The sequence below is a fragment of the Streptomyces sp. NPDC086147 genome (genome assembly GCF_040702165.1).
GTDB lineage: Bacteria > Actinomycetota > Actinomycetes > Streptomycetales > Streptomycetaceae > Streptomyces.
Window position 1 is genome coordinate 1 of record NZ_JBFBJO010000014.1, and the last position, 25,850, is coordinate 25,850.

A 25,850-nucleotide genomic window follows, 5' to 3' on the forward strand; every position below is an offset into this window, starting at 1 on the left:
ACAATCCCGCTGGTCTTGGCGGCGTTCTCTCAGTAGATGCTGGAACCCGTCGCCGTCTCTTGGGCCGGGTCGACCGCCCCGCCCCAGCCCCTCCGCGGCTCTCGGGGAGTTGTTCGTGACCCGTGGGGACCCACTCGTCCTGAACGAGGCGATCAGCCCGAGCCGAGAGGCCATCGCGGCCACCCCGGCCCGACACCGAGCGGGCCGGGCGACTTTCCGGGCTGGGTGTGTTCCTCCGGTGGCAGTCCACGGTGTCGTCCTCGCCGACCCTGCTCGACGAGGCGATCGAGCTCGGGCGCCAAGCGGTTGCCGGTACTCCCGACCGCCACCCGAACCTGGCGCTTCACCTCTCCGATCTGGCGGCCACGCTCACCGAACGCTTCACCCGCACCGGCAGCTCGAAGGACCTGAACGAGGCGGTCGACATCGTGCGAACGGCCGTCGTGGCCACCCCGGTCGACCATCATGAACGCCTGCCGATGCAGATGAACCTGTCCTGGGCTTCAAGGGGGCGATACCTGCTCGCGGGAGCCGTGGAAGACCTGGAAGAAGCGCTCGCGGCAGCGCACCAGGCGGCCGAGGCCACTCCCGCCGACGACGGTGATCTGGCCTCGCGGCTCTCCGGCCCGGGGGCAGCGCTGACGAATCGGTTCAAACGCATGGGCCGCCGAGCGGACCTGGACGAGTCCGTGTCCGCCTTCCGTGGGGCCCTGCGAGCCGCCTCCCGCTCCGGCGCCCACGCCATCGGTCTGGTCAACCTCGGCAGAGTCCCGTTCGCCGGTTACGAGGCCACGGGCGACGCGGAATACCTGACCGAGGCGCTGGACACGGCGAGGAGGGACGTCGAGCCCACCTGCGAAAACGCGTGTACAGAGTCCTCCACGACCCGTACCGCTCCGGCACATCACGCCACGCCGACCCCGTCCCCAGCTTCCACACGATCCCGTTCAGCACCCGCCGGTCGTCCAGCCGCGGCCGCCCCGAAGACGACCGCGGCAACAACCCGGACAGTACTTCCCACTCCACATCCGTCAGCTCATGACGACGCACCATACCGACATGATCCCCCACCAGAACCCTTTGAAGACACTGCCTAGTACTGCAACGGTGTTTGTCGTGACGGTTTAGCAGGTGGTTCGTTGGTCTGGTCATGGGTGGGGAACTGTCTGATGCCCGGTCGTGGGCGGGTGAACTGAAGACTCTGCACGAGCGGTTCGTTCACCGTTTCGCCAGGTCGGAGCCTCGTGAGTCGGCGCTCGCGTATATGCGGGGGTTGATCGCTCCGCTGGAGCGGAAGAACGGCTGGACGCTGGCGGAGGAGGCCGGGCATGCGGGTCCGGACCGGATCCACCGGTTGCTGAACCGGATCGACTGGGACGCGGACGAGGTCCTGGACGACGTGCGTCAGTACGTCGTCGAGTACCTGGGCGACCCGGATGCGGTGCTGATCGTGGACGACACCGGTTTCCTGAAGAAGGGTGTCCGCTCGGCCGGGGTCCAGCGGCAGTACTCCGGCACGGCCGGGCGGACGGAGAACTGCCAGGTCGGGGTCTTCCTCGCCTATGCCACCGGCCGCGGCCGCACCCTGATCGACCGGCGCCTCTACCTGCCGACGTCCTGGACCGATAACCGGGAAAGGTGCCGTCAGGCCGGCATCGGGGACGAGACCGTCTTCGAGACCAAAGTCGCGATGGCCCGGGCGATGGTCCGCCGGGCGATCGAGGAGAAGATCCCGTTCGGGTGGGTGAGCGCGGACGCCGGCTACGGCTACTCCAAGAGCTGGCGGACCGAGCTGGAGCGGGCGGACGTCTTCCATGTCATGGCCACCACCCGACACGACACCGTCGTCACCCGCTGGGCCCTCGACCACCCCGTTCACGACCTGTTCCACGATCTGCCCAGGCAGAAGTGGAAACGCCGGTCCTGCGGGGACGGCTCGCACGGGCCCCGCGTGTTCGACTGGGCACGGGTCGAGGTCCGGCCCTGGCGCCGGGACGACCGCCGGCACTGGGTGATCGCCCGCCGCAGCGTGAGCCGGCCCGAGGAGATCTCCTACTACATCGCCTACTGCCCCGCCGACACCACTGTCGACCAGCTCATCCATGTCGCCGGCAGCCGGTGGGCGGTCGAGGAGTGCTTCCGGACCGCGAAACAGGAATGCGGCCTGGACCACTACCAGGTCCGCCGTTATCCCGGCTGGCACCGCCACATCACCCTGGCCATGGCCGCCCACGCCTGCCTGACCGTCCTGCGGGCCCGCGAGCTCGACACCGGCAAAGCAGAAACGGGTCCTCCGGCCTCGTCCCGCTGAGCCTTCCCGAACTCAGACGTCTGATCAACCGCCTCACCCACCGGCGACCCGCCTCGCTCGACCACGTCCTGCACTGGTCCCACTGGCGTCGCCGACGACAGCACCAAGCCCGGATCAGCCACTACCGACGACGAGGCCACACACCACCCGAACCTGCCCAACCATCAGGACATACACCGTTGCAGTACTAGGGCGTGTCCGTACCCGATCCGCCGGGCAGGCCTTAAACCTTCCGAGCCCTTTCGGCTTCGTCGCGGGTACGAGCTGCGGCTGCGTGATCGCCGGCCAGAGAGTGTGCTTCGGCCAGGGTGTCGAGACCGGTGGCCAGCCATCTGCTGGAGCCGATTTGTCTCCAGAGCGTGATGGCCGCCTCGGCGCGCCTGCGGGCCGGTGCCGGGCGGCCCGCCGCGAGCTGTGCTTCGGCCAGTGCGTACAGTGCTGCCGCCTCGCCCCAGAGGTTGCCGAATTCCCGATAGGTCCACAGGCTTCGGGCCAGTAGGCGGCGTCCTTCCCGATGTCTGCCCTGCCGGTTCAGGACGTCCCCGAGCCAGCATGCCGCGTGTGTGGCGCTGAGGCGGTCGCCGAGGTCCTCGCTGATCGCGGCGGCTCGCCGGTAGGCGTCGGCGGCGGCCGGGTAGGCGCCGAGTGCGCGATGGCTTTGACCCAGGCACCGCAGCGCCTGGGCTTCCCCGGGCCCGTAGCCTGCGGTCCGGCTGATCCGCAGGCATGTCGTGAACCGCGCGATGGCGGCTTCGACACGTTTTTGCTCGAGGTCGATGACGCCGAGGCCGTTGGTGGCGTAGACGAGGCAGTTGACGTTGCTCGCCGCTTCGGCGAGTTCGGCGGCTTCTTCGAAATGGACGGCGGCGGTGGCGTACTGGCCGAGAAGCCGGTGCACATAGGCCAGCCCGGCCGTGGCACTGGCCCGGTATGTGGGTCCCTCGCCCTCGGTGAGCAGCAGGGCTTGCTCGAAGTGGTTCACCGCTTCCGGATAGCGGTCGAGGATGGTGGTGAGTTCGCCGAGGCAGCGGTGGACCTTCGCGGCGCTGTGCCGGTCGCCGTTGCCGAGGGCCGCTTCGAGTGCCCGGTTCTGAAGTCTCTCCCAGTCGTCGAAGTGGCTGCCGACCTGGAAGAGGGTGGTGAGGGCGGTGGCCAGACCGGCGGCGGGTGCGACACCTTCCGTTGTGTCCAGAGCCCGTTCTGCCACGTCGATGAGGAAGTGGCGTTCGTCGTTGAACCAGGCGAGGGGATCGGCCAGCAGTTGATCGGCATCGGCCTCGGTCAGCCGCCAGGAGGCCAGATCCAGCTGCGAGATGCCTTGGAAGTCGACGCTGAGGGTGTCCGCGGCGAGATCGGCCAAGTGCAGGCTCGCCCCGAGCAATCGGGCGAGCGCTGCCGCGCGATCCCGCTCCGGGACGTCCGGTTCCGTGCGCTCCTTGGCGAACAGCCTTATCAGATCGTGGAGTTGATAACGGATACCGGTCCTGTTCACCGAAGCGACCTGCGCCAGGTGCACCTCGACCAGGTCATCCAGGACGGCCTCCGCTTCGGACAGGGTCGCGTCCAGCAGCGCGGCCAGCGCCCATGCGGCGAAGTCCGGCCCGGGCAGCAGGGCGACCGTCCTCAGAGCGTGCTGCGTCGCTGTGGACATCTGCTGGTAGGTCAGTTCGAGGCTGGCCCGTACGGCGATGTGGCCGACGGCCAACTCGTCGAGCTTGCGTTGCTCGTCGGCGAGGGCGTGCGCCACTCTGGCCAGGGGCCAGTGCGGTCGGGCGGCCAGCCGTGCCCCGGCCACCCACACCGCCAGGGGAAGGCCACCGCAGGTTTCCACGATGGAACGCGCCGCCCTCGAGTCGGCGTCGGTCCGGCCCGGGCCGATCATCTCGCGCAGCAGGTCGAGTCCCGTCGCAAGGTCCAGTACGTCCAGGGAGAGCCGGCGACCGCCCAGTTCCGCCATCGTCGTCCGGCTGGTGACGATGGCGGCGCAACGCACGCCGCTGGGCAGGAGGTCACTCACCTGTCGGGCATCGGCGGCGTTGTCCAGGACGACGAGTGTCTGCCGTTCTGCCAGCAGGGTGCGGTAGAGATGGACGCGGCCGGTCATCTCCGCGGGTACGGCACCGCCGGGGATGCCGAGCGCGCGGAGGAAGGCGCCGAGGACCGTGAACGGTTCGGCCGGATCGTCGCCGAAGCCCCTCAGGTCCGCGTGAAGCTGGCCGTCCGGGAAGCCGGAGGCGAGCAAGTGCCCCGTCCGTATCGCGAAGGCGGTCTTGCCCACTCCTGCAGGGCCGGTGACCAGCAGTGTCGCCGAACCGGGCCGTTCTTCACCCAGTAACCGATGAGCCTCCTCGACCTCGTTCTCCCGGCCGACGAAGAGCGACACGTCTGCCGGGAGGAGCCGGGGGACGAGCTGGCGTGCCCTCGGCGGGCTCACGTTCGCCGCCATGCTGCTTTTACCGAGCGGTTCAGTGATGGCGGCCGATTGCACGGTGCCCATGGGGCTCGTCGTAGTGGCCGGGTTCGTGGTGACGGGTGGCGCGGCAGAGCGGGGCGCGGCGAGCTGCGGGTCACCGGTGAGAATCCGTTCGTACAGTCGTCGCAGCGCCGCGCCCGGGTCAACGCCCAGTTCGTCGGCGAGACGTTGCCGAGCGCGTTCGTAAGCCTCCAGTGCTTCGGCCTGTCGTTCGCACCGGTACAGGGCCAGGATCAGTTGCCCGATCACTCGTTCGTCGAGCGCGTGGGCCTCGGCCCGGGTGAGCAGTTCACCCACCAGTTCGTCGTGTTGTCCCAGGCGCATCCGCACGTCGACCAGTTCCAGCTCGGCGGCCAGCCGCTCGCCGTCCAGGAGGTGGCGCTGCGCGTTGAACCACAGGGTGTCCGCCCCGGCGAACGCGCTGCCTCGCCATAGCGACAGAGCCTCCCGCCACAGCGCCTCTGCCCGCACGTCGCCGCCCGCCTTCCTGGCCTGGTCCGACAATCCGCAGAAGCGGTGGGCGTCCACCGCCGAGGGCTCGATCGCCAGCCGGTAGCCGCCGCCCTGCTCCCGTGTGATGGCCGTGCCGTCGACAGCCAGCGCATGCCGCAGTCGGGAGAGGTATCCGTACAGCTTCCGACGGCCGTTCCCCGGCTCGGTGTCCCCCCCATATCCGGTCCACCAGCGCGTCGGCCGACACCACCTGGTGGGTGTCGACGAGCAGCGCGGCCAGCACCCGGCGCTGCATCGCGTGCCCCACGTCGATCGGGGCCCCGTCCCGCCGTACCTCGATGCTCCCAAGGATCCCGAAGCGCGTGGCCATCACACCCCCTGCGACAGGTCGTCCTCCACTCCCCTCACTCTGTGCGCCACCGACCCGTGCTTCCAGACGGATTCAAGCTTTTCCGAAGATTCACCGACGCCGGCCCCGGCACCGTGAGTGGCACGTCCTCAGCCTCTCAACGGCCAGAGGGAAGCGGAGCACCAACCCATCCGACCTTGAGGAGAAGCATGGCCACTCGTCGTCGCACCATCCTGACACCTCTCGCCATGACGATCGCGGCGGGCGCCCTCGCCGTGACCGGAGCGGCTCCCGCGACAGCGGTCTCCGTACCGTCGAGCATCACTCCCGCCGCATCGTTCAGCGGCTGCGCCCAGCTGGCCGGCAACTGGGAGGGCAAAGCGACGGTCAAGAACGTGTGCAGCTACGCGATCCACGCCACCGTCTCCGTCGACTGGGCGTGGGACCCCGACTGCCAGAAGATCGGCGGTGGGAAGAGCACCACCTTCAGGTGGGACTCGACCGACGGCAAAGCGCTGGAAGCCTACGAGTGCTGATGCTCCCCGATCAGCCACTCTGACGCCCTTGCGCCGGGCCTGAGACTCGCAGACAGACGACCGCCCGGTCGAGTTGCCGCAAATAGGGCATTTACTCCCGCAGGGCTCCGGAACTCCCCGGAGCCCTGCGGGGATCAAGCCGTCAAGGGCCGGCGTCGGACAGGCGGCACTCGAACGACGCCATCCCTGCCGACTGCCTCGCGCGGTTACCGATCCGCCACCTCCAGGACATGCTGGATCCGGTTCTCCACCGTCGTCCCCAAGATCCGGGCCTCGCAGTCCAGGGCGGCGGTCCTGCACCGCAGTACCTTGCAGGGCACCTTCTGGTGCTGGTCGGCGGAGAAGTTCCGGACGGGGCTCATCTACACCTCGAAGACAGCAGATGAGGGTGACCACGGCATTACGCTCGGCTCGGCTGACATCTGGCACGCACTGGGCGGCTCTTGTCCTTGGGCAGGCGCGGGAGGTATATATCCAGGCCGTGGCCTTGGCCGAGGAGCCCGACGCCGACACCGCGGCTACCGCGTGCCGGCAACGACTGGCCCGATCGAGAGCCCGACCCGTGCCCCGCCGCGCGACAGCGGACGTCCACCGGCCTGTTTCGTCACCGCAGAAGCCCTCGCATCGCCGTGGCAGCGCGATTAGGCTTGCGACGGATCACTCATCACCGCACACGGTGCCGGGGCACGGGGGACACACGCGCATGGCCGATGTCAGAGTCGAGACGGTTTCGCTCGACGCCGCCGGAAACCGGCAGATCGCCGCCAGGACCCGGACGACCTCCTCCCTCGGCGAGCGCGCCTCCGAGATCGAGGAGGCGATCGTCCAGGCCTCCTCCATCGCACAGCAATCGCTGGCGCAGGTCCCCGAGCGTGACGGCTGGAAGGTCACCAGCCTGGATGTCACCTTCGGTCTGACACTGGCCGCCGAGGCAGGGGTGATCTTGTCCAAGGCGTCGGCCGAGGCCTCTTTCGAGGTCACTCTCACCGTGGAGCGCACCTCGGGAAACCCGTGACCGGCACGGGATACTGGGTCGACCTCTACCAGGCTAAGCAGCGACTCGGCGGCGGCTTCCTGCTCACCCGCCGCTTCGTGCTCACCGCCCTGCACTGCCTGCGCGGCCTGAGCGTTGACGAGAGCATCGGCATCGAACTGGCCGACGGAGCACGTGTCGAGGGCCGCGTCTGCCGCCAGGACAAGGAAGCCGACCTGGCCCTCGTCGAAATCGGTGCCGGACATCAGGTGACCCTGCCGATCCCCGCGGCCGACATCGCCCGCGACGGAGAGCGCTGGCGCGGCCCCTACCGTCCCGCCGCGCACGAAGCCCACCTCAGCGGGCGGATCAACGCCGGGGCCGCACCCCATCTGTGCGTCGGGGGCGCGACCATCGAAGCGCTGCAGCTCACAGCGGATCAGCATCTCGGCGACTACTCCGGATACTCGGGCGGACCGGTCGAGAGTGCGAGGGACCACGACGCCCAACCTCCCGCGGTCCTCGGCATCCTCATCGAGCAGGCCCCCGACCGGATCTCCGCACCCCGCGCCGCCAACGTGCTCTTCGCCGCCACCATCAGGGAAGCCATCCGCCGCTTCGACCACCTCGATGTCGTCCACCTCATTGACGTCCTCAGACCATCGGCCCCCGGCCGGAGCCATGCCGGCGCGGGCCGGGACCGGCAAACGGATCCGAACCAGGACTGGGACCGGGAGCAGAACCGGTACCGCCGAACCGACCCGGGCCGAGACCGCCCCGCAGGACTCGAACACGTCCGGCCCGTGGAGGACGCCGCAACGCCCGCCCGATTCGCCGGGACAGAGGAGCTGCTGCTTCAGCTCGACGCCTGGGCGCAGCGCAGCCTCATGGATCCGGCCCAGATCGCCGAGCTCAAGTTCATGGCCGTGAAGGCACTCATCGACGGCGCGGACAACGAGGGCGGGGCATGAACGAGGCATGGCGAGACGCCATCCACTACGCCACACTCGCCGTGCAGGGCGACCGCACCATGACCGTGTACGTCATACGTGCTGTCGAACGCCTGCGCACCGACGAGCGCGTGCTGCGTCATCCAGCCCTGAGCCGCGACCTGGCCCTGCTGACGGCACTGCTGGACGCTCTCGGCCGCCAGGCCCTGTCGCGGGCGCTCCTGCAGCATGTCGTCTCCCGACTGGCTTGGGACATCGGCGCGTTGACCCTGGACTCCACCTCGCGCAACCAACTGGCCGTCACCCTGGCCGACCGCGGGTATGTGGCCGCCGCCGCGACCGTGCTGGCCTCGGCCCTGCAGTTCGCCCCGGAACGTGGTACGCCGGATGCGCGCACGCTCGTCAACCTCGCGGCGCTGAAGCTGCGGCTGCAGGACGTGGAAGGAGCCGACCACACGGCCGTACGGGCCCAGGAACAGCTGGCGGCGACCAAGCCCTCCGCAGCCGATCTGGACCTGCGCGTCCTGGTGAGCGCCGTGCTGACGGAGACGGCACGACGTCAGGGCCGCCACGCCGACGCCGACCGGCTGCTGGACGACGTCGAACAGGCGGTCCGCCGTCTGGTCGGGCGGTACGGCGGCGAGCATCCGCAGTCCTTGTCGGCGCTGGTCGCCCTGGCCAGCGCCGAGTACGAGTCCGCGCGGGCCGCAGCGGACGGTGACCGGATGCGACGCGCGGCGGATGTCCTGGCCGTGGCGTCCCAGAAGGCCGCGGCGACGATGGGAGCCCACCACCCGCAGTCGGTCGCCGTGCTGCTCAGCCTCGCCGCAGCGGAAGGCGAAACCGCCCGGGGCGCGGCGGACGAACGAGAGGTCGACGCGGCCAGGGCCCTGCTCACGGAGGCCGCCCGACGCCGGAGCGTCATGCGGCGGGGCCCGGAGGCGGCTCCCGAAACATCCACCTCCGCGGCGCAGGTCCGTGCCGTTTCGCAGATGTCCGAAGTCCCACAGCCGGCGGCGTCTTCGTCCACCGAAAGGCCCCGCGACACCGACGGGGTTCAGGGCTGGAGCGACGGGGGCATGCCGACGCTGCGTTTCAGTGTGCTCGGTCCCGTCCGGGCCTGGCGGGGCGCAGAGCCGCTCGTCCTCGGCTCTCCGCAGCAGAGAGCCCTGCTGGCCGCCCTGTTGCTGCGTGGGGGACGCACCGCCACCGCAGCCGAACTGATCGATGCGCTATGGGGTGTGGATCCTCCGTCACAGGCGCTGGCCGCCCTGCGCACCTACGCGTCCCGCCTGCGCAAGGTGCTGGGCCCCGAAGTACTGGCCAGCGAGTCCGGCGGGTACGCACTGCGCACGGGGGCAGGGTCCTTCGACCTGGCTGACGCGCAAGGACTGCAAGCGGAGGCGGAGAGCCTGCGTTCAGCAGACGAAGCGGTACGGGCCCGGGACACGTACAACAAGGCCCTCGCGCTGTGGGACGGAGAGCCCCTGGCGGGTCTCCCGGGCCCTCATGCCGACACACAACGCGTCAGGCTTGCGGAGTGGCGACTGCAACTGTGCGAGGCACGCCTGGACCTGGATCTCGAACTGGGCTTCTACGCGGAAGCGGTCTCGGAGCTCACCGCACTCACCGCCGCCCACCCCCTGCGCGAGCGCCTGCGCGAGCTGCTCGTGCTCGCCCTGTACCGTAGCGGACGCCAGGCCGAGGCCCTGGCCGTGTACGCGGACACCCGCCGCCTCCTCGCCGAGGAACTCGGCGTGGAACCCCGCCCTGGCCTGCGCGAGCTGCACCAGCGGGTCCTGAGCGCCGATCCCAGCCTCATCGAGAACACGGCCGACTCGCGCACCGAAGCCAGGCCGAGCGGCGTCCGGCCCTCACAACTTCCCGCGAGCGTGCCCGACTTCACCGGGCGCGTCGCCCTGGTGGAGGAACTCGGCACCCTCCTCACCGAATCCTCCGGCGCGGTCCTGGCCGTTTCCGCGCTGGCAGGCATCGGTGGCGTCGGCAAAACCACCCTGGCCGTACACGTCGCCCAACAGGCACGCCAGAGCTTCCCCGACGGCCAGTTGTACGTGGACCTTCAGGGGAGCGGAGCCCGATCGGCGGAGCCCGAGACGGTTCTCGGAGCCTTTTTGCGTGCCTTGGGCACGGAGGACGCTGCGGTTCCGGACTCGCTGGAGGAACGTACGGCGCTCTACCGCTCGGTGCTCAACGACCGCCGGGTGCTGGTGCTCCTGGACAATGCCCGCGACGCCGCACAGGTACGACCACTCCTCCCCGGTACCGAGGGGTGCGCCACGCTCATCACCAGCCGCGTCCGCATGCTGGATCTGGCCGGCGCCCATCTCATCGACCTGGATGTGATGAGTCCCGACGAGGCCCTGCAACTCTTCACCAAGATCGTGGGGACCGAACGTGTCCAGAGCGAACACGGCGTGGCGATGGACGTGGTCGCCGCCTGCGGCTTCCTCCCACTGGCGATCCGCATCGCGGCCTCACGCCTGGCCGCCCGCCGCACCTGGACCGTGTCCGTGCTCGCGGCCAAACTCTCCGACGAGCGCAGACGCCTGGACGAACTGCAGGCCGGAGACCTCGCGGTCAAGGCTACCTTCGAGATGGGCTACGGACAGCTGGACCCTGCGCAGGCCCGCGCCTTCCGCCTCGTCGGTCTCGCCGATGGACCCGACATCTCGCTGGCCGCAGCCGCAGCCATGCTCGGTCAGCCGCCCGAGGAGACGGAAGCCATCTTCGAGGCCCTGGTCGACACCGGCTTCTTGGAGGCGGCGGCACCAGGCCGCTACCGCTACCACGACCTCACCCGGCTCTACGCCCGCGTCTGCGCCGAACGCGACGAACAGCCTCCCGAGGCACGGCAGGCGGCACTGAGCCGCCTCCTGGACTTCTACCTCGCCACGGCGACCGGGGTTTACGCGGTCGAACACCCCGGCGACCGCAGCGTGGAGCACCTGGAACCCATCCGCTACCCCGGCATCGAATTCTCCTACCTCGACGACGCGAGGCGCTGGCTGGCCGCTGAGGCGCAGTGCATCCTTTCCTGCACCCGCCAACTCGCCCACGGCTCCGGACTGCGCAGGTCCATCGATCTGCTGTGGAGCGTGAAGGACATCGTGGGATCGGGAAACGCGCGCCAGTACCAGGAGACCGCGGCCCTGGCGCAGAACGCCGCACGTGCGGAGCGCGATGCCCAGGCGGAGGGGCGTGCCTGTGCCGCGCTCACGGCGGTCCACCTGACAGCGGGCAACCTGCATGAGGCCGACGCGCAGGCGCAGCGGGCGCTGGCGCTGGCCGTGGCGATCGACGACCCGGTGACCAGCGCCTGGGTGCCCTACGACCGCGGCGTCATCGCGCTGCAGGAGCGCCGGTACACGGACGCCGACCGCTGCCTGCGCGAGGCCCTGTCACGCTTCCGAGATGACGACAACCCCTTCGGCGTGGCCTGCGCACTGTGCCAGCTCTCCCATGTCGAAGCGAGCCTGGGCAATGTGCGCAGCGCGGTCGCCCTCGCGGAGGAAGCCATCGAACGGCTTGGCTCCGAGGCCGACACACTCGCCTTCGCCGAGTCGCGCTACGCGCTGGGCCTGGCCCTGTCGGCCGCAGGGCAGGTTCCCGAAGCACTGGAACAACTGGATCAGGCGCTCGCCATCTACCAGGAATGCACGCAGGCCCTGGGCGAGGGCATGGTCTACCACCGGCGCGCCGAGATCCACCTGGGCGCGGGCCGCCCTGCGCAGGCGGCCGCAGAGGCCGAACAAGCACTCGCGGTACTGGGACGGGTCGGGGGCGCCCGACGTCGCGCCGATGTCCTGGTCGTGCTGGGCGACGCGATGGAGGAGCGGGGGGAGTCCGCCCGGGCCCGGACCTGTTGGGCCGAGGCCCTTGCCGTGTACGAACAAGTGCCGGGGACGGAGGGGTACGAAATGCGGGACCGCCTGCATACCCGGCTGAGCGGCCGGACCGCGGAGTCGGAGGCAGGCTGATCACCCACCCGTGCCTGGTCCTGGAAACCGGGTGTCTGCTTCCCGGGAGTAACCGCAGAGGACGTTTGATCCGGGGAGTGCCTTGCCGATCATGTGTCGTGCCGAATGAGGGCGACGGCGGCGAGGCGGCGGTCAGGACGCTTGTCGTGGCAGGTGAAGAGGCCTGAGGCGATAGAAGCAGCTTTTGACGACGTCGCGGCGCCGGCAGACGCTCTTGTCGAATTCGCAGTACCGTTCGCGACGCCCTCTGCGTCCCGCGAGCTGATCGACGCACTCCGGGATCGTGCGACCGCGTGGGCAGCGGCAGGGCTTGGATCAACGCATCGGTGGCCATCCACGCCGGTTGGACAGCTCTGTCACCCGCTCGGAGAGGTTCTCCGGCACGCTCACTCCCGTCTGCCGAGCTGTCTCAAGGCGGTGCCTGATATGCCCGAGGAAGTTGTCCAACCCTTCGTCACTACGCGTGGCATAGCCGGCCAGCTCTTGTTGCATGCGGGCAGTCCAGTCGCCTTCCGAGTCCATCACGGCATAGAGCTCGTAACACGATCTTGCTGAAGAGTCCTGGTCGGCCGTGACCGGTGTGACGATTCAGCCGTTCGGGATGGTGTGACTGCACGGCCGTGGATCGTGGACGATGACGTGTGGGCGCTGATCGAGCCGCTGCTGCCGCCCTGGCCCGAGCGGTCGCCGGGGACGCGGCCGGTGCCGGACCGGCTGTGCCTGCAGGGCATCCTGTACGTGCTGCACAACGACATCGCCTGGCAACTGCTGCCTCTGGAGCCCGGGTTCGGCTCGGGGCAGACGTGCTGGCGGCGGCTGGACCGTTGGCAGAAGGCCGGGGTCTTCGACCAGCTGCACCGGATCCTGCTCGCCGGGCTGAACGCGGCCGGCAGGCTGGACTGGTCGAGGGCATGCGTGGACGGCTCCCACGTCCGCGCGAAAAAAGGGGGAGCCGACACCGGTCCGTCGCCGGTCGACCGGCGCAAGACGGGCAGCAAGCACCACCTGATCTGCGACGGACGCGGCACCCCGCTCAAGGTCATCACCACCGCGGCCAACGTCAACGACATCCGCCCAGACCCTCGCCCTGATCGACGTCAGCCCGCCCGTCGCCGGACGCCCCGGTCAGCCCCCGCAGGCGACCCGAAGCCCTGCCCGGCGACAAGGGCTACGACTCCGACCCCAACCGCCGTGCACTGCGCAAGCGCCGGATCCTGCCCGTGATCTCCCGCAGGGGCGCCCCGAACATCGAGGGCCCGGGCAAGCTCCGCTATGTGGTGGAGCAGACCTTCGCCCTGCTCCACCAGTTCAAACGCCTCGCTGTTCGCTGGGGACGCCGCACCGAACTCCACGACGCCTTCACCTCCCTGGCCTGCAGCCTCATCTGCTGGAGACGCCTCAAGAAGCACAACTCATGATCGCGTTACGAGCTCTTACAGGGGCGATCACCACACTGGCGCTGGGGGGCATGACTCAGGTCTGGCCGGATGTGACGCTTCACGTCTTGGGCGTGTCGACCGGCCTGTGCCTGTTGGTCACCGGAGGCTTCCGCTTCGTCAGGGCCTTCGGCCGCCGGAACGCCGATGAGCGGTTCCCGGGGCTGCTCGTGGCCATTCTGTTTCTTCTGGGCGGGGTGCTGTGTCTGCGCCATCCGTTCCAGACGGTCGCCGCAACCGCCGTCCTCGGCGTCATCGCCGGCATCGTAGTGCTGATGCATCTCGCCAAGTCCGCCCAGGCCCTGACTCGGCTGATGGGCCTCTGACTTGCCCTCTTCGGCCTGGCCGAGACCGCACTTGCCCTGGCACGGCGCTCGATCTCACGCGGGACAGCCGATACCACCGGCCGAGAAGGGCTCCGCAGTCCGATCTGACAGCCCCGCTCCGCGCGCATGACCGGGCCCGCGTCAGATGTTCCGGCCCCGACCGGCGGCCGCCGCAGTCTCGAAACGGAGATCGAACATGTACCTGGCCTACGACTTTCCGCTGCTCAGCGTCTTCTGGAGCATGCTCTGGTTCTTCCTGTGGATCCTGTGGTTCATCCTGCTCTTCAGGATCATCACGGACATCTTCCGTGACCATGACACAAACGGATGGGCCAAGGCGGGCCGGCTGGCCTTCGTCGTCCTGCTCCCGTTCCTCGGAATCCTGGTGTACGTGATCGCCCGCGGCAAGGACATGGGCCGCCGCGAGATCGCCCAGGCACGCGCCCAGCAGCAGGAATTCGACTCCTGCATCCGTAAGACAGCCTCGGGCTCACCCCGTTCCGCCAGCGTCGACGAGCTGACCAGGCTGTCCGAGCTGCGCTCGAAGGGAGACATCACGGATGAGGAGTTCCGCCGCGCGAAGGCCTTGATCCTGGCCGACAGTCCGTCTGCTGCGACCTCGCAACCGCCACCGACCGCTGCCGACCGCTGAGCCCTCGACGAGCCGCTCCCCGCCGGGAGCAGTCTTCAGGAAACGACTGTCCCATCCGCAGGTCACTGCGGGCGATCAGCCGCTTGTGTGCGTGGGCACCTCGTCCCTGTCCGTCTGCTTCTGACCTGGGAAAGCGCATCGGCCGGTCACTCTTTCGGGTGGCGGACCAATCCGTTTGGCGGATCTTGACGAATGCCCGGACGTGAACAGTTTCCGCAGCACTCTCTCCCGTACCGCTCTGGGCGTGTCGGCTGGCCTGTTGGCCGGCTTCACCGCTCTGGCGGTGGCCGAGTTGGTCGCCGGGTTGTTCCGGCCCGCTGCCGGGCCGGTCACGGTCGTCGGCGGTGCGGTAATCGACCGGACACCGGCGGCGGTGAAGGATTTCGCGATCCGTACGTTCGGGGAGAACGACAAGATCGTTCTCCAGCTCGGCATCCTCGTCGTTCTCGCTCTCATCGCCGCCGGTCTCGGTGTTCTCGCTCTTCGGCACAGGCGGGTCGGCGCGTCGGGGATCCTGCTGTTCGGGCTCGTCGGCGCGGCCGCGGCACTGAGCCGTCCCGATGCCGAGGGCGTGGTCGACGCCCTGCCCTCGCTCATCGGCGCCGCGGCAGGCGCCGTGCTCCTCTACTTTCTGGCAGGAAAGGCCGAGGGGGCGACCAGGAGTGCGGACGGTACGGGCGACGGCGGCCGGAACCGGCGGGGGTTCCTCGTCCTGGCCGGTGCCGGTGCCATCGGCGCCACGTCGGCCGGTCTGCTCGGCAGGTACCTGACCGGCCGTCAGAGCCAAGGTGCTGTCGCCTCCCGGAACGCCCTGGTCCTCCCCGCGCCGAGTTCACCGGCCCCGCCGGTCCCCAGAGGCGCCCAGCTGAAAGTGCCGGGCATCACCTCCTTCACCACCCCCAACAAGGACTTCTACCGCGTCGACACCGCCTTGGTCGTCCCCAAGGTCGACGCCGGGACGTGGCGCCTGCGGATCCACGGCACGGGCGTCCCCCGCGCCCGGACGTTCGCCCTCGAGGACCTCCTGGCCCGGCCGCTGATCGAGCGGGACGTCACCTTGACCTGTGTGTCGAACGAGGTGGGCGGCCCCTACGCCGGCAACGCCCGATGGCTCGGCATCCGGCTGGCCGATCTGCTGGCGGAGTGCGGGGTGGTGCCTCCGTCCCGCGGGGGGAAGGCCGACCAGCTGGTCGCCCGTTCCGTGGACGGCATGACGCTCGGCTCGCCCGTGGAGGACGTGATGGACGGCCGTGACGCCATGCTCGCGGTCGGAATGAACGGCGAGCCGCTGCCCTTCGACCACGGCTTCCCGGTGCGCATGCTCGTCCCTGGCCTGTACGGATACGTCTCGGCCTGCAAGTGGATCGAGGACATCGAGCTCACCACCTTCGCCGCCTACGACGCCTACTGGGTCAAGCGGAAGTGGGCCCGCCGCGCCCCGATCAAGACCCAGTCGCGCATCGACACGCCCAAGCCGTTCGCACGCCCGGCCGCCGGCACGGTCACCGTCGCCGGCGTCGCGTGGGCCCAGCGCCGCGGCATCACCCGTGTCCAGGTCCGTGTCGACGACGGCCCCTGGCAGGACGCCGACCTCGCCGTCCAGGACACCGTCGACACCTGGCGCCAGTGGTCCTACCGCTGGCAGGCCACCCCGGGCGGACACAACCTCACCGTGCGCGCCACCGACGCGACCGGCCAGGTCCAGACCGAACAGCGGGCCAGGACCGTTCCTGACGGAGCGAGCGGCTGGCACAGCGTGTTCGTCACCGTCGCCTAGACCACCGGACTACCGGAGAACGCCTTCACGTACTCCGTAAACCCCCTGCTTCCCCTGCGGAAGTTCGACCCTCTCAAGGAGCAACGAAATGAACTCCCTGCGCATCCGTCGTGGCACGATCGCCGTGGCCGCCGCTGCCGTCCTTCCCTTCGCGCTCGCCGCGTGCTCGGACTCCGGAAACGACGACAAGACCACCTCGCCCACCTCGGCCGCCGCCGACCCCAGCACGGAGAGCCAGGAGCCGGGGGAGGACTCGATGGCCATGGACGAGCCCTTCGGCCCGGCGTGTGCCGGCGTGCCCAAGGACGGCGCGGGCTCCTTCGACGGCATGGCGAAGGACCCCGTCGCCACCGCCGCCTCGAACAACCCGGCCCTGTCCACCCTGGTGACCGCCGTCAAGCAGGCCGGTCTGGTCGACACCCTCAACAACGCCCAGAACATCACCGTCTTCGCCCCGACCAACGACGCCTTCGCCAAGCTCCCGAAGGCCGACCTCGACAAGGTCCTGGCCGACAAGGCCACGCTGACCAAGATCCTGACCTACCACGTCGTCGGTCAGAAGCTCGCCCCCAAGCAGCTGGAGAACGGCTCCTTCGAGACCCTGCAGAAGGGCATGGTCACCACCAAGGGCTCCGGCGAGGACTACACCGTCAACGACTCCTCGAAGGTCGTCTGCGGCAACGTCAAGACCGCGAACGCCAACGTCTACATCGTCGACACCGTTCTCATGCCCAAGTAGTTCCCGGACCGCTCGCACCTCGCACACAGACCCGTCCGGAACGACAGTGGCCCTGCGCCCTCCTCGAGAGGGGCGCAGGGCCACTGGCATGAGCCAATCCCGAGAACTCCGGGACAGCTGTCGGACGCGGCGGCAGGGGAGCCCGGCAGCACGGCCGGCCTGCCCTCACGGCAGCCCCGCGACCCTCGCCGATCGAACGTCTGTATCTCGTCGCCGACCGGTGCTGCCGCCCGTACGACCCCGACACGGACACCAAGGTCCCACGCCACAAGACGCTGATACGCCAACCCGCACGCTTCAGTTCCTGAGTACCCGTACCAGCGCCCGACGAGACCCGGGCGCCCCTGGCGCATGACCCCCTCCCCACCACCAGCCCGCCCCGGTCATCGTCCGGCGGTGAGGAGAGAGGAGAGCGGGAGGGACCGCCCAGATCCCGGCCGGACAGGTGACAGCGCCCGGGACCTGGGCGGCGTCGCAGGAGCAGGCTCCGTCAGGGGAGAGCCGCTCGTACGACGGACCGCCTCTCGTATCCCTGCTCATGGGGTACGGAAGCGGTGAAGGCGTCACCACGGCGGGTCGGCCACGGTGACGGTCGCCGACGGTTTCCCTGGTTCCCGGACCGTCGACATGGTGTATTCGTGGCCGGTGCGCAGACGGATTGCCCGACAAGGCGACAGCACCCGTTCGGAGCAGGCGCACGAGCGGCAGCGGCATCCTCTTCGCCGGTCGACCACGGTGCGGATCGATGCGGTGATAACACTTTTGAGGGCTATTCGAGTGTTTTAGGACTTTGGCGCCGATCCTCAGCCGGTAGCGGCGCCGAAGGACCTGCGGACCGGCCTCAAAGGAGGCGGGCCGTCGACCGATCGGAGTTCCCCCGTGCGCACTCGTCTCGCTGCCACCGCTGTCGCCACCGCGGTGGCCGCTTCCTTGTTCTCCCCAGTACTGGCCTCGGCACAGGCAGGTGACGCAGGCCCCTTCGCGCCGAAGAGCCGGGCCGCGCACCAGGGTCTGATCAGCGTCGGTCTGACCACCGACCAGCGCCTGGTGGGCTTCGACGTCTCCGACCCGGCCGACACCTGGTCGTTCGGCAAGGTCACCGGCCTCGTGGGCGACGGCAGGCTGGTCGGGATCGACTTCCGCGTCCAGAACGGCAAGCTGTACGGCGTCGGGGACAAGGGCGGTGTCTACACCCTCAACGACAAGGCCGGGGCGGTGAAGGTCTCGCAGCTGACCGTCGCTCTCCAGGGCAAGTACTTCGGGGTCGACTTCAACCCCGCCGCCAACCGCCTGCGCGTCATCAGCGACACCGGCCAGAACCTGCGCCACAACATCGACGACCCGGCCGCCCCGAAGACGACCACCGCCGACGGCACCCTCACCAACCCCACCACCCCGCCGTCCACGGCCCTGGGCGTCACCGGAGCGGCGTACACCAACAACGACCTCGACGCGGCGACCGCGACCACGCTGTTCGACGTCGACACCACCAACGACCGCGTCTCGCTGCAGTCGCCTGCCAATGCCGGCACCCTCGCACCGACCGGCGGCCTCGGTGTGAACGCCGGTCCCTCGGCCGGGTTCGACATCTACTACAGGGCCTCCGACGGTTCCAACCACGGCTTCGCGGCCCTGAACACCGACGGCAAGGAGCGCTTCTACAAGGTCGATCTCCTCACCGGAAAGGCTGCCCTCGTCGGTGCCTTCCCGGCGACCCGCCAGGTCGTCGACATCGCCCTTCCCCTGAACCAGCGCTGACCGCTGTTCACGCCGGGGGCGGGTCGTCCCCGCCCGCCCCCGGCTCCAAGCCCCTGATGAAAGGTGGCAGACCACCCTGGTACCCGGTCTCGAGGTACGCCGTGAAGCGGGAGGACACGAGACTCGGATCCTCGGCCGGCAAGGCCTCCTGTCGCCTTCTCTGATCTGCTGCCTCCCCCTCCTCCGCCTGACTGCCGGTGGAGCCGGAGGGCGGCCGCCAGGGCTCTCCCGGACGGCCGCCCTCGGTCCTCTTGCCCTTCGGCTCAGGCGTTGAGGGCGCCTTCGAGGGTGGGGTGGCAGGGGATGACGGTGTCGACGCCGATCAGGGCCAGCACACGCAGGACGGCTTCCTGAGGGGCGGCGATGCGCAGCCGGCCTCGCAGGTCACTCAGATTCTGGTGGGCGAAGATGAAGACGTTGACGCCGGTGGAGTCCATGAAGCTCACACCGCTCAGGTCCGCCACGACCCGCGGGGCTGTTCCCTCTCCGGGCAGCAGGGCATCGCGCAGGGTGTCCTTGGTGGTGTGGTCGATCTCGCCGAGCAGGGTGGCGACGCGGACGCCGTCGACGGTGTGGTGCGTGACGGACAGCCGCTCGGGCGGGTCCGTTTCCTCGGTGCTGCTCATCTTCTCCTCTACCGCGCTTAGGCTTGCCCCGGGATGGGGGCGTGCGGACGATTCTGCCCCACCCGCCGGACCGGACACACCCGGATGGCGGCGCCGGGTCATCCTTGTGTAGTAGGGGGTCACCGGGCGGGTAAAGACGTCGCGTGAACGGGAGCGAGGACGAGGCCAGTGAGACCCCATGCTGACGGCGACGACGGCGCCCATCCTCCGCCGGACGGATACCTGATGCGCGCCGGCTACGCGCTCGACGGCGACGGCCCCTGCATCTCCGACGCTCGCCGCCACACCGCCGCCTTCCTCGACGAGGCCCGTACCGAGCACGGCCTGACCGTCTCGGAACGCGTACGGGATCTGACCGCTCTGGTGGTCAGCGAGCTGGTCACCAACGCCTGCAAGTACGCGCCCGGTCCCGTCCTGATGGAACTGCGCGTCAGCACGGGCAGCGTGGACATCGTGGTGTGGGACAGCGACCCGACCGTTCCCGCGGCCCGGGCGGCGGATCCGGGCCGGGTCGGCCAGCACGGCATGGAGATCATCAAAGCGGTCGCCGAGGAGTTGTTCATCGAGCAGGAGCCGGTCGGCAAGCGCATCACCGCCCGCATCGCCCTGGCCGACGCCCCCAGCCTGGCGTAGAGGCCGATCCCGCCGACTACGCCAAAGCGCTGGAGCCCGGCCATCCCGGCGGGCGATCGCGAAGGAGCGCCGCCACGCTCTGCTCGACCTCCGTAGCGGCCGACGTCCCGGGGGCGTTGAAGGGGCCGTTCAATGCCGCCTCGGGAGACGATCCACGCCCGCGGCCCTCCTTCGTCGACCGCCTCCTCGATCGCGCCGGGCCCGCCACCCACCTGGTGTTCGCACTGTTCCCGGCCTACCTGGCGGCCGTCGTCGCCTCCGGGTACCGCCAAGCCCTGGACACCGACCCGGAACCAGAACTCAGCTCTTTCATCCTGCACGCCCTGTTGACCCTCCTCGCTCTCGTCCTGGCCATCTACGTCCTGATCGGAAAGATCGTGAAGGAACGCGGCGACGCGGTGCCCGGGAGGGAGTGGAGCCGCTACACCGATATGCTGGTTGGTACCGCTGTCACCGGAGCGATCGCAGGGATCCCTCTGGGAGCGTTCGTCAGCGCGGCACCCGTGGAGGGGTCACCTGTAGCAGCAGACGGCTGCGGTGAGGAGGGAGGGGGGAGGGCCAGGTAGTCGCGGGAACGGCTCTCGGTGCGTGAACTGATCTGGCAGTGACCGGTCAGCCGGGAGCACGGTCGGCCCGATCCCCAACCGTGGCGGCCGAGTCGTTCTGACGACGCATCGCCCTTGCGGGCGATGAGATGAGGGGGCCGACATCTTCTTCGCGGAGTTACTTTTGCGGCCCAGGCATGCCGTAGGCCTGAGTACCGGTCGCCTCGGACACGGCAGGTCCTGTCCTGGTCATCCGCGGCCGTAGCTTTCTTCGACCCAGGTACCGCTGGGCATGTCGGGTGCTACATCGGCGTAGAACTCCGAAGCCCTGGGCACCGTCTCTTCGTGCTCGTCACGACCGACGACGAAATCGGGTGGCCAGTACTGTGTGAGCATTGCGCCGTTAGGGGAAGTGATCGCCATGCACTCGCCCGGACGGCGACTCACCCAGCGGACCGCCTGTAGAGCCTGCGCGTTCATGGAACCGAAGATGTCGGCGTCGGCGACCGGCAGATCTGTACATCCGGGATCTCAGTACGTCGACCTCGCAGCCCGGTGCGAAGGGGTCGAAGCCGTGCTCGATCAGCCAGCGGACCGCCAGCAGGCTGCGCAATGACCACCACGCGCGGATCGCGTCGAGGTCGACGTCGGTGCCGTAGCCGGCGAGGACGTCGTCGAGGTGTTCCTCGTGTCCGAGCGTGAGGGTGGCGAGGTCGTAGAGGGCGTCGCCCCGGCCCGCCTCGGACCAGTCGATGATGCCGGTGACCTCGTCGCCGTCGACGAAGACGTGCGCGATCTGCAGGTCGCCGTGCGTGAATGCCGGAGTCCACGGCCGGAGCGCGGCCTGGGCGACCCGGCGGTTGCGGGTGACCAGGTCGGCGGGCAGGAGGCCGTTCGCCACGAGCCGCTCGCACTCGTCGTCGAGTTCCGCCGCCAGCGCAACGGTGCTCCGTCCGGCCCGGCCCGGACGGGGCGGCGGCGGCGCGTCGTGCAGCTCGCGGATGGTGGCGCCCGCCGCGGCCCACGCCGCCGGCGACCCGGTCGACGACCCGCCGAGGCGCCCGAGCGTCGTCCCCGGGAGCGCGGCGATCGCAAGCACGGGCGGTTTGCGCCACAGGATCTCCGGGGTCGGGACCGGGGCACGGGACATCGCTTCGACCTCGACGTCGACACGCGCCTGATCGGCGTCCACCTTCAAAAACACGTCGCCGACGCGCAGGGTCGCGCGTTCGGAATGGGCGACGACGACCTCGACCTCATCCATGGGGTGACCAGTATCCCTGAGGTGATCGTCGACGTCGCCGGACTCGTCGGATACGGTGACGCAGCCGACCGCATCCCACTGCCCGACTTCCTGACCAAGGTGAAGCCCGCTACTTCTGTCAGGACTCCTGAGCCGAGCTCCGCCAGCCTGCAGGATCTGCACAGCGTCGGTGCGGGCCACTCAGTCGGGGCGCAAATGTCCGGGACAGCTGCCAACTCCTTCGGAGGCGGACTGTAGTAGAGGGGTTACTCGTCTGCTGCAAGATCAACAGGATCGTGGAGCCTTGCCGAGCGAGAGCACTGAGCGCGGCACTCATGGGCTGGTCCATTCCGAGGTGATCGATAAAGCTCTCATAGCGCTTTTTTGTTCAAAATCATCGTGAAAGCGACCCACAGGAAGGGGGTGCAGGCCATCGTTCGCCGCAAGGTCGGTATGAGGAAGGTCATTCATCCGCTGATAGGTCCTCAGCAGCCAGCGCAGTGGTTTTCCATCCTCAAGGCTGCGCCTGGGGGCTCATCTCTCGACGCGCAAGAGCGTTACGGCCTGGCAGGCATGCTGGGGCATGCCGCAGGAAAGTCGGCAGACCGCTGTGGGCGTCGTCGGCTGCCCCCACCTCGACCCCGCCGAACTGCGCACCTTCCTCCTCCTCGTCGGCGTCGCTCTCTCCCCGATCACCCGCACCGACGCCCTCCACCACCTCCCCGCTGGTCACCTGACGAAGTCCCACTGGTTCGCCACCGAATGGGCCTCTCGGCTGATGGCGTACTTCGCGTCTCTCACACCCGGTACGCCACCCGGCGCCTCGACGCACTGCGCGCCCCCTCGCTCGGCTGCCCCGCCTTCCTCGCGGGTGCCCGGTTCACCGCCGAGCCGGCTGAGGGAATCACGGGACGCGTGATCCGGTGTCAGCGCACGCGCATACCGAGGATGGCGAAGTCGTCGGTGGGCGCTTGGAGGCCGTGCGCGGCGATTTCCTCCTCCAGGAGGCGTACGGTCGCTTCGGCCGAGGCTCCTGGGGTGCGCGCGAGAACCGCGTGCACGCCTGCCTCGCCGAGCATGACGTCGTTCGAGCGGTGCTCGGTGACGCCGTCGGTGTAGAAGAGCAGCAGGTCGCCGGATTCCAGACTGTGGTGGACGGTTCGCAGACGGGGCTCGTTCACCACTCCGAGGAGGGTGCCCGGGCGGCCCACGGGAACGACGGTCCCGTCGCTCCGGCGCAGCAGTGGGTGCGGGTGGCCTCCCAGGGCCAGGGTGAGGCGCATCCCGGAACCGTCGGGGCGCAGGGTCGCGCAGGCCGTGGTGCAGAAGCGGCGAGTGGACGGCGGCTCGTCGAGGAGGGCGGTGTTGACGGCGTGCAGGAGGGCAGCGGGGTCGGTGGTGTCCCGTCCCCTCGCGCGGACGGTGTGGCGGACGAGACCGGTGAGCGCTGCGGCCTGCGGGCCCTTGCCGGCGACGTCGCCGACGGTAACGGTCCAGTCCTGGGGACCACTGGGGAACACGTCGTAAAAGTCCCCGCCCATCAGGGTGCCCTTCTGGCCGGGATGGTGACGGGCGGACAGTTCGAGGCCCGGCACGTCGGGCAGGGCGCGGGGCAGCAGGCTCTCCTGGAGCCTGCGCGCCACTTCCGCCTGCTCGGCATGGTGGCGGGCGTTCTCGATCGCCGGGGTCGCGCGGCGGGAGAGTTCCCGGGCGAGGCTGACGTCTTCCTCGGTGAAGGGGGAGCGTCCAGGGGCCGTCCTCATCAGGACCATGGCTCCGATCACGGTGCCCGACCGGGCTACGGGGACGGTCAGCCACGAGTCCGCGGATGACGGGCGGCGCTGGGTGCGGCTGTCTTCGCCGAGGTGTGGGGAGGGGTTCAGGGCGCGGATGACGTCCCTGCCCTGTTCGTGGCGTCCGGTGCGAACGACGGCGCCGACTCCGTCCTTGGCGTCCGGGTGTGGGGGAGATGCCCCGGCCAGGTCGCGCAGTTCCCGCCGCCGGCGCGGGTCGCGATGGGCCAGGGCGGCCAGTACTGGATGGCCGGTGTCGTCGGTGAGATAGAGGAGGCAGCCGTCGGCAAGGCTTGGTACGACGGAGTTCGTGACGGCGTCGAAGGTTGCCCCACGGTTGAGCGAGGTCCCCAGCAGGGCACCCGCGTCCGCCAGGATCCGCAGCCGCTCCCGGGCGTTCCCGTCGCTGCCCGTGTCTTCGCCGTCGGTCCGTGGCCTCGTGCGTTCCAACGCCTGTGCGTACCGGTCGGTGCGCAGCACCAGCATCAGGCGGTCGTTCCTCAGCCGGAAGGCCCGGTAGTCGTGGTCCGTCGTGCGGTGGGCACCCTTCCGGGCCGGGGTGAACGCGCCGTGTTCCGGCAGGCTGGTGTTCAGCACGTCCAGGCAGGCTGCGAGGACCTCGTCGCCGGCCGCCCGTGTCCGGGACCACAGGTTGCCGCACGGGCCTCCGGTGGGCGCCGCTCCGGGCGCATGGCCGGTCCGGGCGGCCGCGTTCGCGTACTCCAGACACAGGTCGACGGCACGGCCGTCGGCGTCCCGTACCGCCACCGAGATCGAGACGGCGTCCGGCAGGAACTCGAACGCCTCGGCCAGGAGTGTGTCGGCGGATCTGTCCTCAGGGGTGTCCGCGTGGCCGTCTTCGGCTCCGGGCGCTGCCGTCGTCACGCTTCCGCCCCCTGTTCTCGCCGGCGGACCGCCAGGCAATAGTTGTCGTGCGACAAGTGTTTCATGGACGGGATGAAGTAAGTCAGAAAGGAGTGATGTTCGTCCACTTCCCCGGATGGCCCCTCTACGCGACCAGGCCCGACCGCGCGGGGCCGTGACGGATGCCGGGATCGATCACGACACTTCCCGGCAGGCATGGAGGGGGCCGCTCGGGGAAAGCGGAGGGGAACCGTCCTCGATCCCGCACACGCCTATGAATGACGACCCGGACCAGGCCTCCGGCCTCTCGGCCGACGAAGAGGCGGCCGCCGCGATGCTGGAGTGGTGGGAGAACCTGGAACTGCGGCGGGAGCCGGCAGGTCTCGCCTACCGGATACTGGTCCTACTGGAGCACTTCGGCCAACTGCCCCCGGGGAGGCTGGCGCAGCTCCTCTCCGTGCCGGCCACCTCGCTGAGCCGCGTAACCGCCAAGCTCGCACAAGCCGGGCTGGTGACCAGCGCTCTGACACCGGGTGACGGACGGGGCAGGATCGTCACCGCCACACGTGCCGGCCGACAGCTGCTCACCGAGATGCGGGCCGAACGGCTGGCCAAACCGTCCTCCCTCCTGCCGGAGCACGCCGAGAACGAAGCCGTACGGGCCGGACTCACCAGCCTGCTCGCCGCTCTGCAAAGGTCGCTGCGTGACCACGACGGGGACTACTGACCCCCAGAGGCCAGGCTTCACCCTCCGCATGGACCTCTCACTGCGTACCCGTCTGACCACCATCGGTCACACAGCCGCAATACTTGTCATTTGACAAGTATCTGTCCGAGGAACCAATCTGTCGCAGCATCACGAGGCATGCAGACGGCCTCCAGCATCTCCTCGGAAGGGAGGAACCGTGCACCGATCGGCACAGCCGTCGGCTTCAGGCCGACTCCGTGACGCTGGCGCCCGTCTCCTCGCGGGGGGACCCGGCAGCGGTCCGGATCCCGGACAGTCCCCGCACCAGCATGGCCTGCTCAGTCGGGGTCATCTTCCCCAACAATTCACGCAGGACTTCTTCGCGGCGGGAGCGGAACGTCCTGAGGTAGCCCGCCCCCCTGCGTGACAGACGCAGCTCCAGCTCGCGGCGATCACAGGGGTTGTGACCACGATCGATGAAGCCCACCGCCTGCAGGCGGTCGCACATACGGCTGACCGACGACGGCATGGAGTCCAGCTTCTCGGCCAGAGTACGCAGATTCACCACACCCTCGCGCTCCAGCACGTACAGCACACGCACCTGGGAAGAGGACAGCGGAGCCGTCGACACCGTCTCCCCCTGGGACCACAGCACTTCGAGCAGTTCCAGGACCTCAAGCGCCACGCCGGCGGCAGAACCCTCCGCACCGTTACGCCGCGATGTTTC

Annotated in this window: 18 protein-coding genes and 4 pseudogenes; 15 read left to right on the forward strand and 7 right to left on the reverse strand. The window is 69.3% G+C overall.

Features of this window, described 5'->3' with window-relative positions; all coding sequences use genetic code 11:
- Positions 1-849 precede the first annotated feature (849 nt).
- Positions 850-1,053: pseudogene (locus AB0398_RS25410) on the reverse strand (transposase); the annotation flags it as partial.
- A gap of 97 nt (positions 1,054-1,150) precedes the next feature.
- Between AB0398_RS25410 and AB0398_RS25415 the strand changes: the two are divergent.
- Entirely contained in the window at positions 1,151-2,311 is a 1,161-nt protein-coding gene (locus AB0398_RS25415; protein WP_366377940.1) for an IS701 family transposase, read from the forward strand.
- A gap of 223 nt (positions 2,312-2,534) precedes the next feature.
- Here the strand turns inward: AB0398_RS25415 and AB0398_RS25420 are convergent, their stop codons facing one another.
- The gene (locus AB0398_RS25420; protein WP_366377941.1) at positions 2,535-5,312 is read right to left on the reverse strand and encodes a BTAD domain-containing putative transcriptional regulator; all 2,778 of its coding nucleotides are present in this window, start codon (positions 5,310-5,312) and stop codon (positions 2,535-2,537) included.
- Positions 5,313-5,795: 483 nt separating this feature from the next.
- Here AB0398_RS25420 and AB0398_RS25425 point away from each other — a divergent pair, with 483 nt between their 5' ends.
- Complete coding sequence (locus AB0398_RS25425) at positions 5,796-6,122, forward strand: hypothetical protein (protein ID WP_366377942.1); 327 nt, start codon at positions 5,796-5,798, stop codon at positions 6,120-6,122.
- 206 nt (positions 6,123-6,328) lie between these two features.
- Here AB0398_RS25425 and AB0398_RS25430 read toward each other — a convergent pair whose 3' ends face one another.
- Positions 6,329-6,484, reverse strand: a complete 156-nt coding sequence (locus AB0398_RS25430) for a hypothetical protein (RefSeq protein ID WP_366377943.1) — start codon at positions 6,482-6,484, stop codon at positions 6,329-6,331.
- Positions 6,485-6,825: 341 nt separating this feature from the next.
- Here AB0398_RS25430 and AB0398_RS25435 point away from each other — a divergent pair, with 341 nt between their 5' ends.
- From AB0398_RS25435 to AB0398_RS25475, 9 genes and pseudogenes are all read left to right on the forward strand, one after another.
- Positions 6,826-7,137, forward strand: coding sequence for a CU044_2847 family protein (locus AB0398_RS25435; RefSeq protein WP_366377944.1), 312 nt, complete (start codon positions 6,826-6,828; stop codon positions 7,135-7,137).
- Positions 7,134-8,066: a trypsin-like peptidase domain-containing protein gene (locus AB0398_RS25440; protein ID WP_366377945.1), complete on the forward strand. Its 933-nt coding sequence runs from the start codon at positions 7,134-7,136 to the stop codon at positions 8,064-8,066. The genes AB0398_RS25435 and AB0398_RS25440 overlap by 4 nt, the downstream gene beginning before the upstream one ends.
- Positions 8,067-9,124: 1,058 nt before the next feature.
- On the forward strand, positions 9,125-12,043 hold the full coding sequence (locus tag AB0398_RS25445) for a BTAD domain-containing putative transcriptional regulator (protein ID WP_366378056.1): 2,919 nt from the start codon (positions 9,125-9,127) through the stop codon (positions 12,041-12,043).
- 606 nt (positions 12,044-12,649) lie between these two features.
- Positions 12,650-13,461: pseudogene (locus tag AB0398_RS25450) on the forward strand (IS5 family transposase).
- A pseudogene (locus tag AB0398_RS25455) lies at positions 13,416-13,802 on the forward strand (DUF308 domain-containing protein); the annotation flags it as partial. The pseudogenes AB0398_RS25450 and AB0398_RS25455, both read left to right, overlap by 46 nt.
- 199 nt (positions 13,803-14,001) lie before the next feature.
- Positions 14,002-14,457, forward strand: coding sequence for an SHOCT domain-containing protein (locus tag AB0398_RS25460; RefSeq protein WP_366377946.1), 456 nt, complete (start codon positions 14,002-14,004; stop codon positions 14,455-14,457).
- 202 nt (positions 14,458-14,659) lie between these two features.
- Positions 14,660-16,234, forward strand: a complete 1,575-nt coding sequence (locus AB0398_RS25465; RefSeq protein ID WP_366377947.1) for a molybdopterin-dependent oxidoreductase — start codon at positions 14,660-14,662, stop codon at positions 16,232-16,234.
- An 88-nt stretch (positions 16,235-16,322) separates the two neighbouring features.
- Entirely contained in the window at positions 16,323-16,973 is a 651-nt protein-coding gene (locus AB0398_RS25470) for a fasciclin domain-containing protein (protein WP_366377948.1), read from the forward strand.
- Between the two features lie 879 nt (positions 16,974-17,852).
- Positions 17,853-18,731 carry a DUF4394 domain-containing protein gene (locus AB0398_RS25475; protein ID WP_366377949.1) on the forward strand — a complete coding sequence of 293 codons (879 nt, stop codon included), beginning with the start codon at positions 17,853-17,855 and terminating at the stop codon, positions 18,729-18,731.
- A gap of 263 nt (positions 18,732-18,994) precedes the next feature.
- Here the strand turns inward: AB0398_RS25475 and AB0398_RS25480 are convergent, their stop codons facing one another.
- The gene (locus tag AB0398_RS25480) at positions 18,995-19,357 is read right to left on the reverse strand and encodes an STAS domain-containing protein (protein ID WP_366377950.1); all 363 of its coding nucleotides are present in this window, start codon (positions 19,355-19,357) and stop codon (positions 18,995-18,997) included.
- Positions 19,358-19,582: 225 nt separating this feature from the next.
- On the opposite strand from AB0398_RS25480, the gene AB0398_RS25485 reads away from it, so the two are divergent.
- On the forward strand, positions 19,583-19,990 hold the full coding sequence (locus tag AB0398_RS25485; RefSeq protein WP_366378057.1) for an ATP-binding protein: 408 nt from the start codon (positions 19,583-19,585) through the stop codon (positions 19,988-19,990).
- 215 nt (positions 19,991-20,205) lie between these two features.
- Positions 20,206-20,556 carry a hypothetical protein gene (locus tag AB0398_RS25490; protein ID WP_366377951.1) on the forward strand — a complete coding sequence of 117 codons (351 nt, stop codon included), beginning with the start codon at positions 20,206-20,208 and terminating at the stop codon, positions 20,554-20,556.
- A 499-nt stretch (positions 20,557-21,055) separates the two neighbouring features.
- On the opposite strand, the pseudogene AB0398_RS25495 reads toward AB0398_RS25490, so the two are convergent.
- A pseudogene (locus tag AB0398_RS25495) lies at positions 21,056-21,799 on the reverse strand (phosphotransferase); the annotation flags it as partial.
- A gap of 562 nt (positions 21,800-22,361) precedes the next feature.
- Here AB0398_RS25495 and AB0398_RS25500 point away from each other — a divergent pair.
- Complete coding sequence (locus tag AB0398_RS25500) at positions 22,362-22,697, forward strand: hypothetical protein (protein ID WP_366377952.1); 336 nt, start codon at positions 22,362-22,364, stop codon at positions 22,695-22,697.
- A 7-nt stretch (positions 22,698-22,704) separates the two neighbouring features.
- On the opposite strand, the gene AB0398_RS25505 is transcribed toward AB0398_RS25500, so the two are convergent.
- A complete protein-coding gene (locus tag AB0398_RS25505) occupies positions 22,705-24,456 on the reverse strand; it encodes a GAF domain-containing SpoIIE family protein phosphatase (RefSeq protein ID WP_366377953.1) in 1,752 nt (583 codons plus the stop codon).
- 253 nt (positions 24,457-24,709) lie between these two features.
- Here AB0398_RS25505 and AB0398_RS25510 point away from each other — a divergent pair, with 253 nt between their 5' ends.
- Positions 24,710-25,162 carry a MarR family transcriptional regulator gene (locus AB0398_RS25510; protein WP_366377954.1) on the forward strand — a complete coding sequence of 151 codons (453 nt, stop codon included), beginning with the start codon at positions 24,710-24,712 and terminating at the stop codon, positions 25,160-25,162.
- A 205-nt stretch (positions 25,163-25,367) separates the two neighbouring features.
- Here AB0398_RS25510 and AB0398_RS25515 read toward each other — a convergent pair whose 3' ends face one another.
- Complete coding sequence (locus AB0398_RS25515) at positions 25,368-25,808, reverse strand: MarR family transcriptional regulator (protein WP_366377955.1); 441 nt, start codon at positions 25,806-25,808, stop codon at positions 25,368-25,370.
- Positions 25,809-25,850: the final 42 nt, after the last annotated feature.

Excerpts from the sequence above, each read along its gene's own strand:
- AB0398_RS25445 (WP_366378056.1), top strand. The coding sequence starts at position 9,125 with ATGCCGACGCTGCGTTTCAGTGTGCTCGGTCCCGTCCGGGCCTGGCGG.
- AB0398_RS25435 (WP_366377944.1), top strand. The coding sequence starts at position 6,826 with ATGGCCGATGTCAGAGTCGAGACGGTTTCGCTCGACGCCGCCGGAAAC.
- AB0398_RS25425 (WP_366377942.1), top strand. The coding sequence starts at position 5,796 with ATGGCCACTCGTCGTCGCACCATCCTGACACCTCTCGCCATGACGATC.
- AB0398_RS25510 (WP_366377954.1), top strand. The coding sequence starts at position 24,710 with ATGAATGACGACCCGGACCAGGCCTCCGGCCTCTCGGCCGACGAAGAG.
- AB0398_RS25485 (WP_366378057.1), top strand. The coding sequence starts at position 19,583 with ATGCGCGCCGGCTACGCGCTCGACGGCGACGGCCCCTGCATCTCCGAC.
- AB0398_RS25500 (WP_366377952.1), top strand. The coding sequence starts at position 22,362 with ATGCCGCAGGAAAGTCGGCAGACCGCTGTGGGCGTCGTCGGCTGCCCC.
- AB0398_RS25480 (WP_366377950.1), bottom strand. The coding sequence starts at position 19,357 with ATGAGCAGCACCGAGGAAACGGACCCGCCCGAGCGGCTGTCCGTCACG.
- AB0398_RS25415 (WP_366377940.1), top strand. The coding sequence starts at position 1,151 with ATGGGTGGGGAACTGTCTGATGCCCGGTCGTGGGCGGGTGAACTGAAG.
- AB0398_RS25460 (WP_366377946.1), top strand. The coding sequence starts at position 14,002 with ATGTACCTGGCCTACGACTTTCCGCTGCTCAGCGTCTTCTGGAGCATG.
- AB0398_RS25470 (WP_366377948.1), top strand. The coding sequence starts at position 16,323 with ATGAACTCCCTGCGCATCCGTCGTGGCACGATCGCCGTGGCCGCCGCT.
- AB0398_RS25430 (WP_366377943.1), bottom strand. The coding sequence starts at position 6,484 with ATGAGCCCCGTCCGGAACTTCTCCGCCGACCAGCACCAGAAGGTGCCC.